This is a genomic window from Nocardia sp. AB354 (assembly GCF_049538315.1).
Lineage (GTDB): Bacteria > Actinomycetota > Actinomycetes > Mycobacteriales > Mycobacteriaceae > Nocardia > Nocardia nova.
Genome location: NZ_JBMVFU010000040.1, coordinates 1 through 15,002, shown reverse-complemented (window position 1 = coordinate 15,002; position 15,002 = coordinate 1). Strand labels below are relative to the sequence as shown.

Below are 15,002 nucleotides of genomic sequence, written 5' to 3'. Positions count from 1 at the left end.
ATCTCCCGCACTCGGAAGACTGGTTTCCGACTATGCGACACCGATCGTGTTATGGCGAAACGACCGAGCTTCCCATTTGCGGGAAGCGCCGACAATGATGTCGTCGGTGGCGGAAAGGATTGTCGGGCATGGCGGAGATGGATATCAACCCCGCGGGGCTGCGCCCACTGGCACAACAACACACCGAGGTCGCGGGAGTCACCCTCGTACAGGCAGACCCCGCCACAGCCGTCGCTCCCGGGGAAAAGCCGCCTACGGATGGTAAGCCCGGGGATAAGCCGCCTACCGATGGCAAACCCGGCGATAAGCCGCCCACCGACGGCAAACCGGGCGACAAACCTCCCACGGACGGCAAACCCGGTGGCAAACCCGGCACCGATCACACGACCGGTGGGCCCACGCCGAATCCCACCCCGACAGCGGACGGCGTCGGTCAGCACTACGGCAAGCCGATCGAGCTCGACCCGCCACCGGGGGCGTCGCCGGCCCTGACGAGTTTCGTCGCGCTGGCGGAAACCGCGATCCAGACCACGGTGGATCTGCTGGGGCGTGGCATGACCACGCCGCCGCCCAATGTGAACGATCTACTCACCACCACCGTCTATCAAAACCTCGGCAAGGGCGAGGCCAGCGACGTCTACCAGCAGACCCTGACCAAGGTCCGGGCCCGCCAGACCTACCTGCTGCAAATGGACGCCGAGGTCGTCAAGACGTCTATCAAGGTCAAGGACGGCAAGGATCAGACACTGGCCGCTGTCATGGCCGACGTGAACAAGTTGAAGGATGCTCTCAAGGTCGACCTGCGGCCCCTCAGCAAGAAGCTGAAGGCGGCCAAAGAGCTCAAACTCATGGAGCAGATCGCCGACACCCTGGACTCGGTGTGCCAGAAGGTTTCCGCCGTCGCCGAATACAACGCGAACATGGCCGGTGGTGGCAACAGCAAGAGCGGATCCGGTCAGGGCTCCGGCTCCGGCAACGGTTCCGGTGCGTCGAGCGGTACCGCGACATCCGGCGGCGCCGCGCAGGCCGGCGCCGGCGGCGGCGACGGTGGATTGGGCGGGCTCGCGCAGATGCTGGGTCCGCTCGCCATGATGTTGCCGATGGGTCTGATGTCCCTGGCGCCGATGGTGCAGCAGTTCATCCAGAACAACGCCGAACAGCACCAGAAGGAAGAGGAGCGCAAGGAGCGCGAAGCGGAGAAGGCGCAGCAGAACGGCGCAGCACCCAACGCGCAAGCCGCGCCCGCGGCTCCCGCCGCCGACCCGAATGCGGCGCCGCCCGCCGGTGCGGCCCCGGCGGCGACGGCTCCCCAGCCGGGCGGCGTCACCGCCGATCCGGCCGTGATCACTCCGCCGCCGGCCGACGGCACCGCACCGGCCACGGTCGCGCCGGCGACCACACCACCAGGCACGTCCGCGCCCGCCGTTACTGCCCCCTCGGGGGGCGGTATTCCGGGCGCACCCGCCTGACCCAGGCATCCCCGGCGCACTACTGTGCGCACACCGGCCGGGCCGATCGTGCGCGCCTCCTCATGCCCGAATATTGCGGGATCACCTGGGCCGCAGCCACTTTCATCGGAAGCCGACAGCAGGCCGGTCCGGGCGAACCGTCCGGACCGGCCCCCGCCTACGACTGCTCGGACGGTGGGGTGACCACCGGCGGTGCCACCACCGGCGGCACGACCGCCGCCCCGCGCGGCGGGCCGGCGGCGACGCTCGGAGCCGATACCGGCCCGGACACGGTGACCGGGCGGTCCACCGTCGTGGGTTCGGCGGCCGTGACCGCGGCCGGAACCTCCACGAATCGCGGATGATTCACGATCTGGTCGTAGGCGTACGCCGCGTCGCGCAGTTGTTGCCGGCCCGGTTCACCGGCGAGCACCAGCAGGAGTTCGTTGCAGCGACGTTCGAAGACCATGGCACGCAACGTCGCTCCCTCCTCGTCGATGCGAAGGTCACCCGGCGCCACCCGGGCGACGTCCACGCGCCGCGAAAGCATTGCCGCCGCGAGCAGGTCGTCGGCCTCGCGCAGTTGTTCCCACCATTGCGGCGACACCTCCTGCCCGGCCTCCAGAACGGCGAGGATGCGATCGCGGATGCGACGGGACTCGGCGGAATCAGCGGCGGCCGTCCCGCTGCGGACCAGCTTGGTGTGGGCCTCGGTCGCCAACTCGAGGCAACGGGCGTACGCGCGTGAATCCGGTACTGCCGCAATGGGACCGGCGGCTTCCGGCGATCCGGCCAGATCGAGCCGATCGACCGTGTCCGGGGTGTGTACCCGGAGGTCGACATCGTAGGCCGGGCCGACCAGGTCTGCCATCGCGATATCGGGGAACCGTGCCCGCAACTCACCGTCGATCGAGGCGGACGAGGCCAGGGCCACCAGCGACGCGTTGGCCTTCGGGCCCCATGCCAATCCGAATTCGACCAGCACCCGGGCCGGGTCCGAGATCCCCTCCCAGGGCGAGGCGGCACTGCCCGAGCCGTCGTCGAGCATCTCGTCCCACATCCACGGCGTCGACACCTCCCGAGGGAGATAGATCCCCGCCGGCAACCAGCCCCGGCCCTCGTTCGAGGTGATGAACACTCCCGCCCCGGCCGGCCCGCGCATCACGCCGACCGCCCAGTGCATTCCCACCGCCGGCGTATCCGCGGCGGCCAGAACCGCCGCCAGCAAGGTGCGCGCGACCAGGAGGTCGTTGTCGACCGCATCGCCCACCACGTAGGCCGGCTCGGCCTCCTTGTCCTTGGCCGCGGCCACCGCGGCGGCGAACGGCGTGACGACCGGTACCGGCGGCATGTCGTAGCGTCCCGTGGCGCCGGTCGGCGGCTGCTGCGCCGATCGGTCGTCGGCACCCACGCCCGCACCGGCGGTGGCCGGCGTCGCCACTCCACCGACCGGGGTACCCGCGGCGGCGGCCGCCGCACCGGTGTTGACGCCGGAACCGGACCCGGCCTGGGTGCCTGTGGAGTCCACGGCGCCCATCGGTGCGGCAGCTCCCGGTGCGGCGGCGGCGACGCCGGGGACGGTCGCGCCCGGCGATTGGTCCGCCGCGTCCGGCTGTTGCTGACCGGCGCCCGGCGTCTGCGGACCGGTGACCGAAGGACCGCCGTCGAGCGGCGACGTGCCGAGCGGCGAGATACCCGCCGGCGTGCGGCCGTCGCCGGGGCCGAAGGTATGGCCGTTCGGCCCAGCGTGCGCCGGTGTTCCCTGCGGTGACCCGTGCCCGCCGATGTCGTCGCCCGCTCGCCGGAAATCCGATGCGATGCCGTGGTCGGCGTTTTCATAGGACTCGGCCGCGGCGATCAACTGATCCGCGGTGTGGTCGTGGTCGTCGGCCAGTTTGTCACCCGCCCGTTTGCGGGCGTCGTAGTAGTCGTCGAGGGCATCCTTGACCGGCTGGGCGATCTTGCCGTACGTGGGGATGAAGCTGGCGAGCCAATCGTACGGCGGTTGCGCCCATTCCCGGGTTTCGCGCGCGACCTGACGGTGTTGCTCTGCCAGTTGACGCAGCACCGCAGGGTCGATCTCCATCTCCGGCATGCCGCACAATCCTTTCCGCCACTGACGAGATCATTGTCGGCGCTGGACAATCCCCACTGCCGGGCGCTGTTCCCAGTGCAGGGAAGTTCTGGCCGCGCACGGCATTCGACCGGCAACGGTCCACCGCTCCCTGGCGCTCACCGCCGCGTGGGGCCGACACTGACCGACGAGGTCCGAGGCGGTCCCGGCGGCGTCGGATCCGGTCCCGGCGGGGCCGCGGCCAATTCCGACAGTTGCGCATGTGCGTATACGGCGTCGCGCAAGGTTTGGCGAGTCGGTTCGGCCGCGAGCAGCAGGACCAGTTCGTCACAGCGTCGCTGGCACACCATCGCACGCAGGACCGCGGCCTCTCCCCGGGCGCCGGATTCGGACCGCAGCTCGCCCAACGCTACGCGGGACACATCCGCGCGCAGCGGCAACATCGAGGCTGCGACCAGCGCGTCGGCGTCGCGCAGTTCGTCCCACAGCGGTTCCGGCACCGCCTTGCGCTGCGCGATCGCCTGCAGAATGCCGGCGCGAATCGCCCCGGCTCCCAATGAATCCGGCGCCCGTCCCAGTGCGGCGGCCCGGGCGTGGCCGTCGCGCGCCAACTCCACACACCGCTCGGCGATGCGATCCGGAGGAGTCGCGGCAACGCGCTCGGCCAGCTGCGCCGACCCCACGAGTTCGAGCCGGTCGGCCAAACCCGCGGCCGGCGTAGCGAAATCCATCACCGCCGCGGCCGCGACCGAGCCCTCCGTCGGAACCGCACCGAGCTGGGCACTCAGCGCGCCGTCGATCGGCTGCGAGGAAACCAGCGCCGAGAGCCGCGCCCCGATCTTCGCGCCCCAGGCGATTCCGAATTCCGCCAGGATGCGCGCCGGATCGCCGACGCCCTCCCAGCCACTGCCCTCGGACTCCGACCATACCCACGGCGTGGACAATTCCCGCGGCAGATACAGCCCGGCCGGCAGCCACCCGCGCCCTTCGTTGGAGGTGACGAACGCGGTCACGCCGCCGGAATGACGCAGCACCGACACCGCCCAGTCCACACCGAGCGCCGAATCCCCGGCCGCGGCGAGCAGACTGCTCAGCAGGCTGCGGGCCAACACCAGGTCGCCGTCGACACGTTCGCCGAGTACGAAGGCCGGGGCCGACGCCGCCACCATGGCCGCGCCGACCGCATCCCGCACGACCTCGTCGCTGCCGGACTGTCCCGGAATACGCTGCGGGGGAATCGCTTTCGCCGCCGGTGGCGCAACGGGGGATCCGGGTGGGCCGGGTGGGTTGCCGACCATGGGCCCCTTCCCCCCGGGCGCGGAGATCCGCGAGTCCGGTGGCGATCCGGGGCGGGTGTCGGCACCGGCCGGCGGCGGGGTTGCCTGCGCAGCGGGCGCGTTCATCCGATCGATGGGGGCCGATACGGCGGGACCGAGCGCCCCGGGCTGGGGCACGACCAGGGGCGCCGACATCACCCCGCCCGCCGCGAGGCCCGGCGCGCCGATCGGAGCGATCGGGCCCAGCTCGGCACGATGTCCCGCCTCGTCGTGTTCGGTCTCGTCGTCCGGATGCGACGTGCGGCCGAATTGCCCTCCGCCGGAGTCGTTCTCGTCATGACCGCCCCCGGACTCGAAGCCGTGCCCGGCGGCGGGCTCGGCATGTGTGTCCGAGGCGGTCCCGGCGACCGGGGCGTCCGGCTCGAGCGAGGCACCGGAATCGGCCATCGGTGCGGCGTCCACGGCATGGTCGCCGCTGTCGCCGGGTCCGGCGTGATTCGGAGCCGCGGGCGCCCACGCGGAGTTCTGCCCCGGAGCAGGCCCGCCGCCGACCGGTGCCGTCGGAGCCGGCGCGTTCGGCGCTTGGTCCTGAGGGCCCGCCGACGGGGCAGGCATGTGATCGACCGTGGCCAGCGGGTCGCCGAACAGCCGATCCCGCAGCCGATCCGCGATGTCCTCGAACGGCGGTGGAACATGAGAGAACATCCCCGGATCGAGCCGGACCATCCCGGGGAGGAACGGGAAGCGCGGCATCGGATCGTGCATCGGACCAGGCATCTGCTGGGGCGAGCCGCCGCCGGGGTACCGGGGGCGGCCGCCGGCCCCGGGCCCACCGTCCTGCCGCCGTCCCGGATGTCCCGGGCCGCCCGGGCCGTTGCCCCGCGCCCAGGGATTCGGCCGGCCAAGCAATTCGGCGATCAAGGCGAGCTCCGGAAGACCCTGGGGGCCCAACATGTTCAGCGCATTGCGCTCGACGTCGGCGACCTCGTCCCGAGCCTCTCGGACGATCGCGGAGATCCGCCGCTGTTCGGCGGCTTCGTCCTCGTTTCCGTTCTTGTCGGTCTCCTGCTGCCGGACCCGCTGGATATCCGCGTCCGCACGATCGACGATGTCGAGGATCCGATGCCGGGTGCGATAGTCGATGTCGCCGATCTGCCCGAAGGTATCGGACGCGGCGACCAGGGCATCCACCAGCTTGCGCAAGCTGTCCTGCTGGTTCAGCATGTCGCGTTTGGCCGGCTCCAATCCTTCGCTGGACGGAACGCGTTCGGAAAACAGGCGCCGGGCACGATCGGCCTCCTCGGGGTCCATCGCCGCGGCGGCGTCGCGAACCATCGTCTGGAGGTTGTACCAATCCGACGGTGGAATCGTGGGCCAATGCTTGCCGACGATCGTTTCCCAATAGGGGCTGCCGTGCTCGGAACCCATGCGCGTCAGACCGATCGCACGCCGGCGCCGGTATCGATATCCGCGTCGTAGAGGGCGTTCACGGCATCGCGCACGGCAACGTTCGTGCCATCGCTGTGGCGGTTGCGCGCGGTTACGAAGTCGCTGATCCACTCACCGACTCGATTGCGGATCTGCGTCGTCTGATCGTCGAATTCCGCTCCCGTGCCCGCGCGATAGTGCGTAGGCAGATTTTCCACGTGCTGTGATGCCTGTCCGGTGTTCGCGGCGACGGCGACGTGGAACTGATCCGACGCGTTGATGGAGCTTTGTTGATCGTCCATCTCCAGCATGACGGACTCCTCTCTGTAGTCACAGCGTGGTGCCGAATTCGGCGCTCTCCATCGCCCGGTAGGACGCCTCGGTCGGCAGATCGAACGAGTCCACCGTGTAGGGCCGCGCGCCGTTGTACTCCATCTCCGCGCGCAGGCCGACGCGGGATTTCATATGCGCGAGCCGCGCCAGTCGCAGAATCTCGTTGGCGAGCCAGCTGTCGCCGTTGTCGCGCGCCTCGTCCGACAGGTGCAGACCGACCACCTCGCCGTCCCGGTCGCATGCGACGCCGACGCTGTGGTCGGGATTGAAGACCTCGTAGGTCATCGACTTCCAATCCGGCGCCGGTGCATCCGATTCGGTGTCGTAGTCGTCGAATTCCAGATCGTCGTTCATCGGTTCTCCTGTGTCTTGCGGGACACCCGCACCCGGTAGGGCCGACGGGAACGCTTCGCAGTGTGTCTCATCGGCCCTCCGAAAGTTCAGGGGCGAGCGCACCTCGCGGCGGTGGTGCGACGGCGCCGGCGGGTGGCGCGACGCTCGCGGCCGGCGGTGGTTCGTTCGAACCCGCCGGTGGTTCTCCGGTTCCCGACATCCGGTCGACCAACTCGCTCCAGGCCGCGTCGCCGACCGTCATCACCTGCCGCAGCGACCAGAATCGCGAGCCCAAATACATCTCCCCGGTCCCGTCGGTTTCGACGTCCAGATGGTCCGGGCCCTCCGCTCCGTTGAGCGTCACCGTGGTCAGCGGAGGATTCATATCGTCGATATTGATGATCGTCGCGCCTCCCCCCGGGATGAACGAGCGGCGGCAGCGTGGACTGTTACCGATCGCCACCTCGGCACTGTTGGTGGAGATGGTGATCTCCGGATTCAGCAGCAGTTGCAGAACCCACGACCTCGCGGCCGCCTCGGGCTGATCGGCGTTGATCGAAATAGTCAGGGCCGCAGCAAGATCCACCACCAGCATCGACTCGGAGGTGGTGACACCGACGATCACGAGCCGCTTCGGCGAACCGACCGGATGGGGCAGATCGTCGGCGGCGAAGGTGCTCACATCGGAGCTGGCGCCCGAAGCCGGATGAGCTCCCACCATTCCGGTCGCCACGTCGATGGTGAACGCCGCGATCGGGTGCAGACTGCGCTCGCCCACCCCCGCCAGCCGCACGAGGCCCTCCTCGTGCAGCCAGCGCACGGTGTCGGCGACGGTGACCGCCGCGGGTTCGGTCACGACAGCTGCTCCACCGGTTGCCCACCGACACCCTCGGTCTCGGGCGCCGGCTCAGCATCCATGATCACCTGGTACTGGCGTCCGGCGTCGGCGGAACTCTCGCGGATCGCCGACATGATCTCGGCGACCAGTTCATCGGCCTCGAACCGGTCGACCGTGCCGGGTGCCAGGTACAGGTCGGTCAGCCGCCCCATCGCGTCCACCTCGGGAATGACGGCACCGCTCGGCGAGGGGCGCCGCGCTCGGATCGCGTCGATACGTTCCCGCAGATCGGCGATCTTGTGGCGTAATTCGCGGGCGGCGTCCAAAGCCGCTTGGACGTCGGGATGGATTCCACTCATGCGCTACCTCCGGATTGACTCGGGGTCTGGTTGGCGGGTGACGGCGTCGGGGGTGTGACGGTCGGTGCGATGGTCGGCTTCTCACCGATGACCTGCTCGGTGTGCGGGGTGTCGTCGACGTACATCAGCCGATCGGGATGCCATGCCACGACCCGGTTGCGTTCGTTGCCGCCGCCGCCACCGCCCATCCCGGGCGCCATCGGCATGTACGGCATCATCGGCGACCCACCCGCGGCGCCGCGGGCCGCCGCGGCCGCCGAGGAGGACAGCGGCTCGATCACCGGTGTGCGAGGCATATTCGACGCGCTGCTCGCCGCGGTCCCGGCCGTCGACGCCGACGCCACCATCGGCATCGGGCCGACGCTGACGGTCGGTGTGCTCGTGGAGCCGCTGTCCAGCCCGCTGGTGATGTCCCCGATCGGCATCGCGCCACCGCCGCCGTAACCGCCACCGGCGGAACCGTAGTCGGGGTAGCTGCCGTAGTCGTAGCCGTAATCGGAGCCGTCGAGCCCGTCGAGCGAGTCCGTGCTGCCGCCCTGGCCCAGCTGCGACATCATCCCGCCCTGCATCAGCGAGCTCATCATCGTGGGCAGCATCTGGGCCAGCATGCTCATATCGCTACCGCTCGAATCACTCTGCGAGCCCGAGGTTTCCGAGCCTTTCGAGGGCCCCTTCGAGTTCACCGCCGTGGAGTAGTCGGTGACCGTCTGGGCCGAGCGCGCGTTCTGCTCCTGGAACTTCGCCAGCGCATCCTGCACGCCCAGTTCGTTCTTCGAGCGCATCGCCGAGACCAACTCCTTGCGGGCGGCGATGATCTCCTGGGGCGTGGGATGTTTGGCCTTCGCCGCGGTGAAGGCGTCGGCGTAGTTCTGGGCGTTGTCCGCCAGATCCCCCAGCGCGGATCCGAGCTGGTCGAGCCAGCTGCGGTGTGTCGAGAGTTGCTGTGCAGCCGCCGATCCCACCGGCGTCCAGTGCTGCATGCGCAGCGCGGCCTGATCCAGACCGCTGGTGGCATCGGCATGCGTGGTCGACAGGTAGTTCCGCACGTTTTCGGCGAAGCGGGCGGCGCCTCCCGGCCCCGGACCGGTATGCAACTGCTGGGCGAAGGTCAGCGGATCGACCTCCGCGCCGACGGCCGGCAATCGGAAGGTCGGCGCGAACCGCGGTGTGTGCGGCGGAGCCTCGGCCACCGGATTTGTCAGCAAATCCGAACCCGCGCCGCCGATATCGCGCCCTGCCTGCTCGTCGGCCTCGGTGTAGTCCACCGCGGCGGCGCCGATGTTCCAGGCGGTGCGATGCACTTCGTTCAACGCCCCGAGCACACCGTTGTACAGGTCCTGCGCACTGCCGTTCAGCTGTGGCACCGCCTGCGCGGAAATCGGATCCGCTCCGGCGGGGACCACCCAGCCTCGGGGCAGGGTGGACCCGCTGTTGTGGGCCATATCGGCCAGGGCGGATGCCGCCGAAACCAGTTCCGTCGGATCAACATTCAACGCTACGACCTCCTCTCACCCTCCAGCCGTCAGATCGTCTGAGTGCCGGCCAGTGCCGACATCGTCGGACCGCCGGCGGACGGATCACCCGGCGCCGGCACCGCGGGCATGGCGTCACCGTGCGCGGCGCCCGTGCCCTCGATACCGGCCGGATGCGCGAACCCGCTGAAGTCGCCGAAATCGCCACCCACATCGGACATGTGCGCATCGAACCGCTTCAGCTCACCGCACACGATCACCTGCAGCGCATCACTGCCGTCACCCGAACCGGCCGAGGTGTCGCCCGAGCCGGCCGAGGGATCACCGGAACCGCCCGACACACCGGTGAAACTCGCGGCACCGGTGAAATTCGCGGCGGCGGCGGTGCTCGGATCACCGGATCCGAAGGCGACGACGATCGCCGCGTGGTCCTTATCCCACAGCGCGACATCGCCGGTCATCAACTGGCTCGGATCGATCCGCGCGCCGACCTGCTTGTTGTCCGACCACTTCGCCGTGGTGCCGGAATAGGCCGCCTTCGCGTCCGTGCCCTTGGTATTGGCGAAGGCCGCGTCCAGCGCCTGGGCGACGACGGGCGACACCTTCTGCTTCCGCTGGAAGTCGGGCGGGAAGGCGTATTCGATCATGCCGTCCGAACCCGGCACCCGCGGCGGCGGTGTGGTCCCGCCCGGCTGCGAGGACGTCGCGTTCGGAGGCGGACCGCCGGCGGTATTCGACACCGGCGCGGCGTTGTTCTGATTCGACCACGGCGTCGACGGAGCGGGCTGCTGCGGTTGCGCCTGTGCCAGCGGCTGCACCGCCCGATCGATCCGATTCGGATCCAGATCGTCGGCCCGGTTGCGCAGCGAGTCCCCGAGCGAGCCGTAGGGATCCATGCCCATACCCATCCCGTACGGATTCATATACGGGTTCATGCCCATTCCCCCCATGCCCATCGGATCCATCATTCCGCCCAAACCCGAACCGAGCGACGGTGATTCGACCGGGCTCGCCATCGACGAGTTCGGTGTCATCGCCGAATCCTTGATCTGCTGAATCGCATCGTCGATCTTCGATTTGGCGTCGTCGGCCGTGGAGGTGTTGTCGGTCGGCAGTCCGGTATTGGGGTCGATGGTGGTGTCCTTGCCGAGGTTCTCCAGCCCGTTGTCGGCACCGAGATTCAAACCGGGGTTGTCGCCGGGATTACCTCCGTTACCGCCGCCATTGAGCTTCGCCATTGCGCTGTCCAGTTCCGACTGAATGGCGGCATCGTGCTGCTGCTGAGTCTTCTCGAAATCCGCCGCCCAGGATTTGATGGCATCGGCGGCGGCCTCGTTCTGACTCGCGGCCGGACCGACGGTATCGACGAGTTCGGACCATGCCTGGTCCAGCATGTCGATGAATTCGATTTCCAGCACACGACCTTCCTCCAGTGAGGAGATCGAAGCGACATTGGCATTGATCCCGCTGACCAGATTCCCGAGTTGTTCGAGGCCGGTCACCGAGGTCTTCTTCACGTCGGTAACCGTCGCACCGAGATCCGGAAGCTGGGCGTTCCACTTCTCGACCTTGGTATTCATGCTGCTCACGGCGGAGCGATACTGGGTCAGCATCTCCGACTTACCCTGCAATTGCTGAAGATACTGCGTATTCAGCTTAGGCGCCTTCACCAGCGGCACCGGCTTACCCTTTTCGGGCTCGCCGAAGGCTTTCGCGTTGGTGCCAATCGCTTGCGCCAGCGACTGAGCAGTTTCCATGTCATCCGACATACCAGCGCCGTATCTGATCGTTCAAGCCCTTCGGGTAAAGCAGAAACCCGGTGGGACTTTCGATCGCCACCTGATAGCTCGGATCCTGCACGATAGGCTCTTTCGGGGGCGAGTCCATATATTGCTTGCCGCCCCACATGAGTTCGACATTCTGAGCCGTCGGTTTCGGTTTCGGGGTCTTGTCTCCGCCCCCGCTGTCGGACGAGGAGGACGATCCCCCGCTCTGCCCTCCCGCAGTGTTGGACCCGATCGTCGCGCCCAGGGATCGCAAACCTGTGTTGCCCCAACCCGCTTGCCGGAATCCAGGCTGCTTGGCCCGCCCTTTGCCGCCCCGAAGGTCCTTTCCCGCACGGTCCAGGATCTTCTTGCGCTGCTGCATTTTGGAGACCGAGAACCCTGGATCGTCAGCCTTTATTTGAGCGGCTTCCCAATCCTTCTGGGCGGCGGTGGCTTTCTGCTCGGCGGCTGTGACCGCATCGGCTGCCTTTTGCCGGCCGGGGGAGAATCGTCCTTTTCCCGCGAGGTTATTCTTGGCGGCCGTCAGCGCGTTATCGGCAACCTCCCAATCCTTCGCTGCCTGCGTTGCGTCGGCCGACAGCGCCGTCGCCTTCCCGAGAGCAGACTCGGCCCCCTTGGCGCCGTACCGCGCCGCGACTCCGAGACCGCGCCCCACCCCGTCACCGATCAGGCTGCCCGCGGCACCGTAACCGCCCGACTTCATCACGTCACCCAGGTTGGTATCCCCCTCGACCAACGACTCGGTGGCTCCGCCGGCGAAGCCCGCGACCACCGACCCACCCAGGCCGGGAGCCACTCGACTCACGGCGGCCGTCACGACGAGGTTTGCCGCCACACCCCAAAAGCTCATACGAATCTCCTATGCCGGTACCGACACGTGCCCGCCGGCCGAGTAGTCGACGGGGATCGCCGGTGCAGGTGGTTGCGAATCGCTGGTCGCTTCTATGCCGGCGGGATGGGCAAAGCCGGCGAATCCACCGAAGTCGCCTTGCTTATCGCTCATGTGAGCGTCGAACTGCTTCAACTCACCTTGAATGATCACCTCCAGAGATGTGTTGCCGTCATCACCGAAAGCGACCACCAACGCGGTCCGCTGATCCCACGTGGCGATGTCGCCGGTGATCAACCGGCTGGGATCAACCGGATCGCCGATCTCCTTGCCGTCGGGCAGTTTCGCCGCGGTCTTCTCGTAGGCGTGCCGCGCATCCGTTCCCGCGGCGTTGCCGAATGCGGCATCCAACGCCTGGGCCACTACGGGCGATACGACCTGGCTTCGGCCGTCGGGGAACGTGTAGACCATCACACCGTCGGCCGGCCGTGAAGCGGACACCGGCGTCACCGGCGCAGAACCCGGTCTCGACTGGGCCGACGGCGAACCGGCCTGGTTGGACGGGGGTGGCGTACCGGCCTGGGACGACGCGGCCGAGGTGGGATTCTGCGACGTGGGGCCACTCCGGGTAGCCGTCGACGGCGTCGCCGCAGACGCTGCGCGCGGCTCGGAGGCGGGCGCGGTCACCGCGCCGGACACTGCTCGGTTCGACGCGGGGCCGAGGTTCTCCGGGGTCGCATACCCGGCGGCTCGGCGGGCGTCGGCCATATCGGCCAGCCCCCGCATCGCCAGCGGCAACGCGTAATTCGCGGGCGAAAAACCGGATGTCGGAGTCGCCGACGAGGTTCCGGCCGGGGCGGCGGTTCCGACGGTCGAGGTCGGGTTGTCGGCCTGTGCCGTGGTGGATGGTTTCTCTGCAGCAGCACTGTCGTTCGACCGCGCGGCGAGACCGTTCGGCGATCCGGCCGAGGTGACGAAGGGCGGACTCGGTGCGCTACCGGAGTCCCAATTCCACACCGGCGGAGCCCCCAGCGAATCCGTGGACGTGGAGTCATCGACGGATCCCACGTAAGGACCGGAGTACGGCGAGACTCCGTCCGTGCCGGTTGTATTCGTGCGCACCTGCTTCGTCGACGGCGCGTCTTTCGGCGCCGGCGTTTGCTCGGCCGGTGGCCGGATCTCCCCGGCGAGCGCCTGAAATTGATTACTCAGATCCTGCATCGCCGCGGTCGCCATTGTGGTCGTAGTGAGAACGACCGTCATGACATATTTGTCTTCGGTGATCTCTCCCCCACCGGCTGCGATGCTCGCGTCCAGCTCCTTCTCTTGGAGCAACTGGCCGAGATGTTCGACATCTTTCGGATTGACCTTTGCCAGTTCGTTCAGCTTTCTGATCAATGTCCGCAGACCCGCACGGCCCTCGTCACACAGGCCACCTGCCTTATCCGGAATACCCACGATGATGCGATCGTTGTCCGACAGTCCTTCGTAGTAGGCGTCGAGGGTATCCACCCACTCCTGATAGTTCGCGATCCGCGCTTTCTCCGCACCCGTGATCTTCCCTACCGGAAGCGTTTCGGGGACCTCGGATGCCTTCCCGTTTCCGAGGCTGTCCCAACTCATTTGATACATCTTGACGAGGGCGCGGTACCGCATTTCGACAGCCTTGTTGAGAACCAGCCCGTCAGGCAGTCTCTGCGGGTCGGGCATCAGAATATGCGGCATGTCAGGCATTGGCCGCGAGCTCGTTTTTGCCCATTATGTCGATGGTGGGCACGTCGCCGAACTTCTTCGGGTGGGCCTGATCCCACATCTGCCGTGCGGTCGACGGACCGGTCGCAGCACCCAGAATGCCCATATAGGTTCGGGACGATTTCAGGTGGGCGCCGCCGAGCCGGGTCGGGATCGTATTTCTGAACAGCCCCTTCTTGCCGACGGCCAGCGCCGCCTTCTCGGCATCCCCCAGCGCATTCGCCTTCACCAACGACTTGCCTGCGAACAACAGCCCCTTCACACCCGCGCCACCGCTCACCCCGCCGCCCAGCAGGCCCCCGACCGCGCCGAAAGCAGCACCGGCTCCGACGTTCTCCCAACTCCACCCGTCTTCGAAGCCTGACTGCAGCGCCCCGGCAGCAGCCCCGACCAGCCCGGCGCCGATGGGCCCACCCAGCGCGAAACCGACCCCGGTCGCGACACCGACGGCGATATCGCCGATGTGGTCGGAAACAAAGTTCCCGACACCTTTGAAGAAGTTGCCGAGGCCCATGCGATCACCTGCCCGGCCAGCAGTAGGTGCCAGTCATCCCGCGATCCCCGTCCTGCCGTGGGTCCGATCTCCCCCTCATTCTCTGGGATTCCCACTGTTGGGAATTCGATACGGAGCCGGACCGGCGAGGATTGAGAGGAGCTCGCGCACAGACGAATCGGTGCGCCGCGGCGAACCGGCCGGGATCGATGCGGAAGGAGTGCCGATGCCCCTCCTGCAGTCGCTCACCGCCTTACACCGCTGGGGCACGGTCGCCCTGGTCCGCCCGAGGAGCGGCGAGTGACCAGTATCGAGAGCACGGCACCGGTGGTTGGCGACGGCTCGGCGGATCCCACCAACGATCCCCACGCGGACACCCGACCCGACGTCGGCACCGAGGCCCCTACCACGCCCTGGACAGCACCGCGGCGGCAACAGGATTCGAGCGGTACCCGAGCCACAGTGCCGAATACTTCTCCGTGGACGGATCAGCGCGGCACGTCCTCGCCGCAGAATTCGGGAGTGCCGGAGCACTCGACCACTTCGTCCGCATCCTGGTCGGCGGGTCTGGCTCCGGCT

The 15,002-nt window shown here is 68.0% G+C and carries 12 protein-coding genes; 1 reads left to right on the top strand and 11 read right to left on the bottom strand.

Going from position 1 to position 15,002, the window contains the following annotated elements; genetic code table 11:
* Nucleotides 1-128: 128 nt before the first annotated feature.
* Nucleotides 129-1,469 (top strand): hypothetical protein, encoded by a 1,341-nt coding sequence (locus ACPCUW_RS33920; protein WP_423429434.1) that lies wholly within the window; start codon nt 129-131, stop codon nt 1,467-1,469.
* A 157-nt stretch (nt 1,470-1,626) separates the two neighbouring features.
* Here ACPCUW_RS33920 and ACPCUW_RS33915 read toward each other — a convergent pair whose 3' ends face one another.
* From ACPCUW_RS33915 to ACPCUW_RS33865, 11 genes are all read right to left on the bottom strand, one after another.
* Complete coding sequence (locus ACPCUW_RS33915; RefSeq protein ID WP_064904930.1) at nt 1,627-3,543, bottom strand: type VII secretion target; 1,917 nt, start codon at nt 3,541-3,543, stop codon at nt 1,627-1,629.
* Between the two features lie 137 nt (nt 3,544-3,680).
* Nucleotides 3,681-6,227 (bottom strand): hypothetical protein, encoded by a 2,547-nt coding sequence (locus ACPCUW_RS33910; RefSeq protein WP_423429432.1) that lies wholly within the window; start codon nt 6,225-6,227, stop codon nt 3,681-3,683.
* A gap of 5 nt (nt 6,228-6,232) precedes the next feature.
* A complete protein-coding gene (locus ACPCUW_RS33905) occupies nt 6,233-6,538 on the bottom strand; it encodes a hypothetical protein (RefSeq protein WP_064908910.1) in 306 nt (101 codons plus the stop codon).
* A 19-nt stretch (nt 6,539-6,557) separates the two neighbouring features.
* A complete protein-coding gene (locus ACPCUW_RS33900) occupies nt 6,558-6,914 on the bottom strand; it encodes a hypothetical protein (RefSeq protein WP_030518544.1) in 357 nt (118 codons plus the stop codon).
* Between the two features lie 67 nt (nt 6,915-6,981).
* Nucleotides 6,982-7,749 (bottom strand): hypothetical protein, encoded by a 768-nt coding sequence (locus tag ACPCUW_RS33895; protein WP_423429430.1) that lies wholly within the window; start codon nt 7,747-7,749, stop codon nt 6,982-6,984.
* Entirely contained in the window at nt 7,746-8,090 is a 345-nt protein-coding gene (locus ACPCUW_RS33890) for a YbaB/EbfC family nucleoid-associated protein (protein ID WP_051757257.1), read from the bottom strand. Before ACPCUW_RS33890 ends, ACPCUW_RS33895 begins: the two co-directional genes overlap by 4 nt.
* A complete protein-coding gene (locus ACPCUW_RS33885) occupies nt 8,087-9,583 on the bottom strand; it encodes a PPE domain-containing protein (RefSeq protein ID WP_423429429.1) in 1,497 nt (498 codons plus the stop codon). Before ACPCUW_RS33885 ends, ACPCUW_RS33890 begins: the two co-directional genes overlap by 4 nt.
* 29 nt (nt 9,584-9,612) lie before the next feature.
* The gene (locus ACPCUW_RS33880; RefSeq protein ID WP_423429427.1) at nt 9,613-11,319 is read right to left on the bottom strand and encodes a hypothetical protein; all 1,707 of its coding nucleotides are present in this window, start codon (nt 11,317-11,319) and stop codon (nt 9,613-9,615) included.
* 1 nt (nt 11,320) lies between these two features.
* Nucleotides 11,321-12,199, bottom strand: a complete 879-nt coding sequence (locus tag ACPCUW_RS33875; RefSeq protein WP_423429425.1) for a hypothetical protein — start codon at nt 12,197-12,199, stop codon at nt 11,321-11,323.
* 9 nt (nt 12,200-12,208) lie between these two features.
* On the bottom strand, nt 12,209-13,801 hold the full coding sequence (locus ACPCUW_RS33870) for a hypothetical protein (protein ID WP_423429423.1): 1,593 nt from the start codon (nt 13,799-13,801) through the stop codon (nt 12,209-12,211).
* A 103-nt stretch (nt 13,802-13,904) separates the two neighbouring features.
* Nucleotides 13,905-14,444 carry a hypothetical protein gene (locus ACPCUW_RS33865; RefSeq protein ID WP_423429421.1) on the bottom strand — a complete coding sequence of 180 codons (540 nt, stop codon included), beginning with the start codon at nt 14,442-14,444 and terminating at the stop codon, nt 13,905-13,907.
* Between the last annotated feature and the right edge of the window lie 558 nt (nt 14,445-15,002).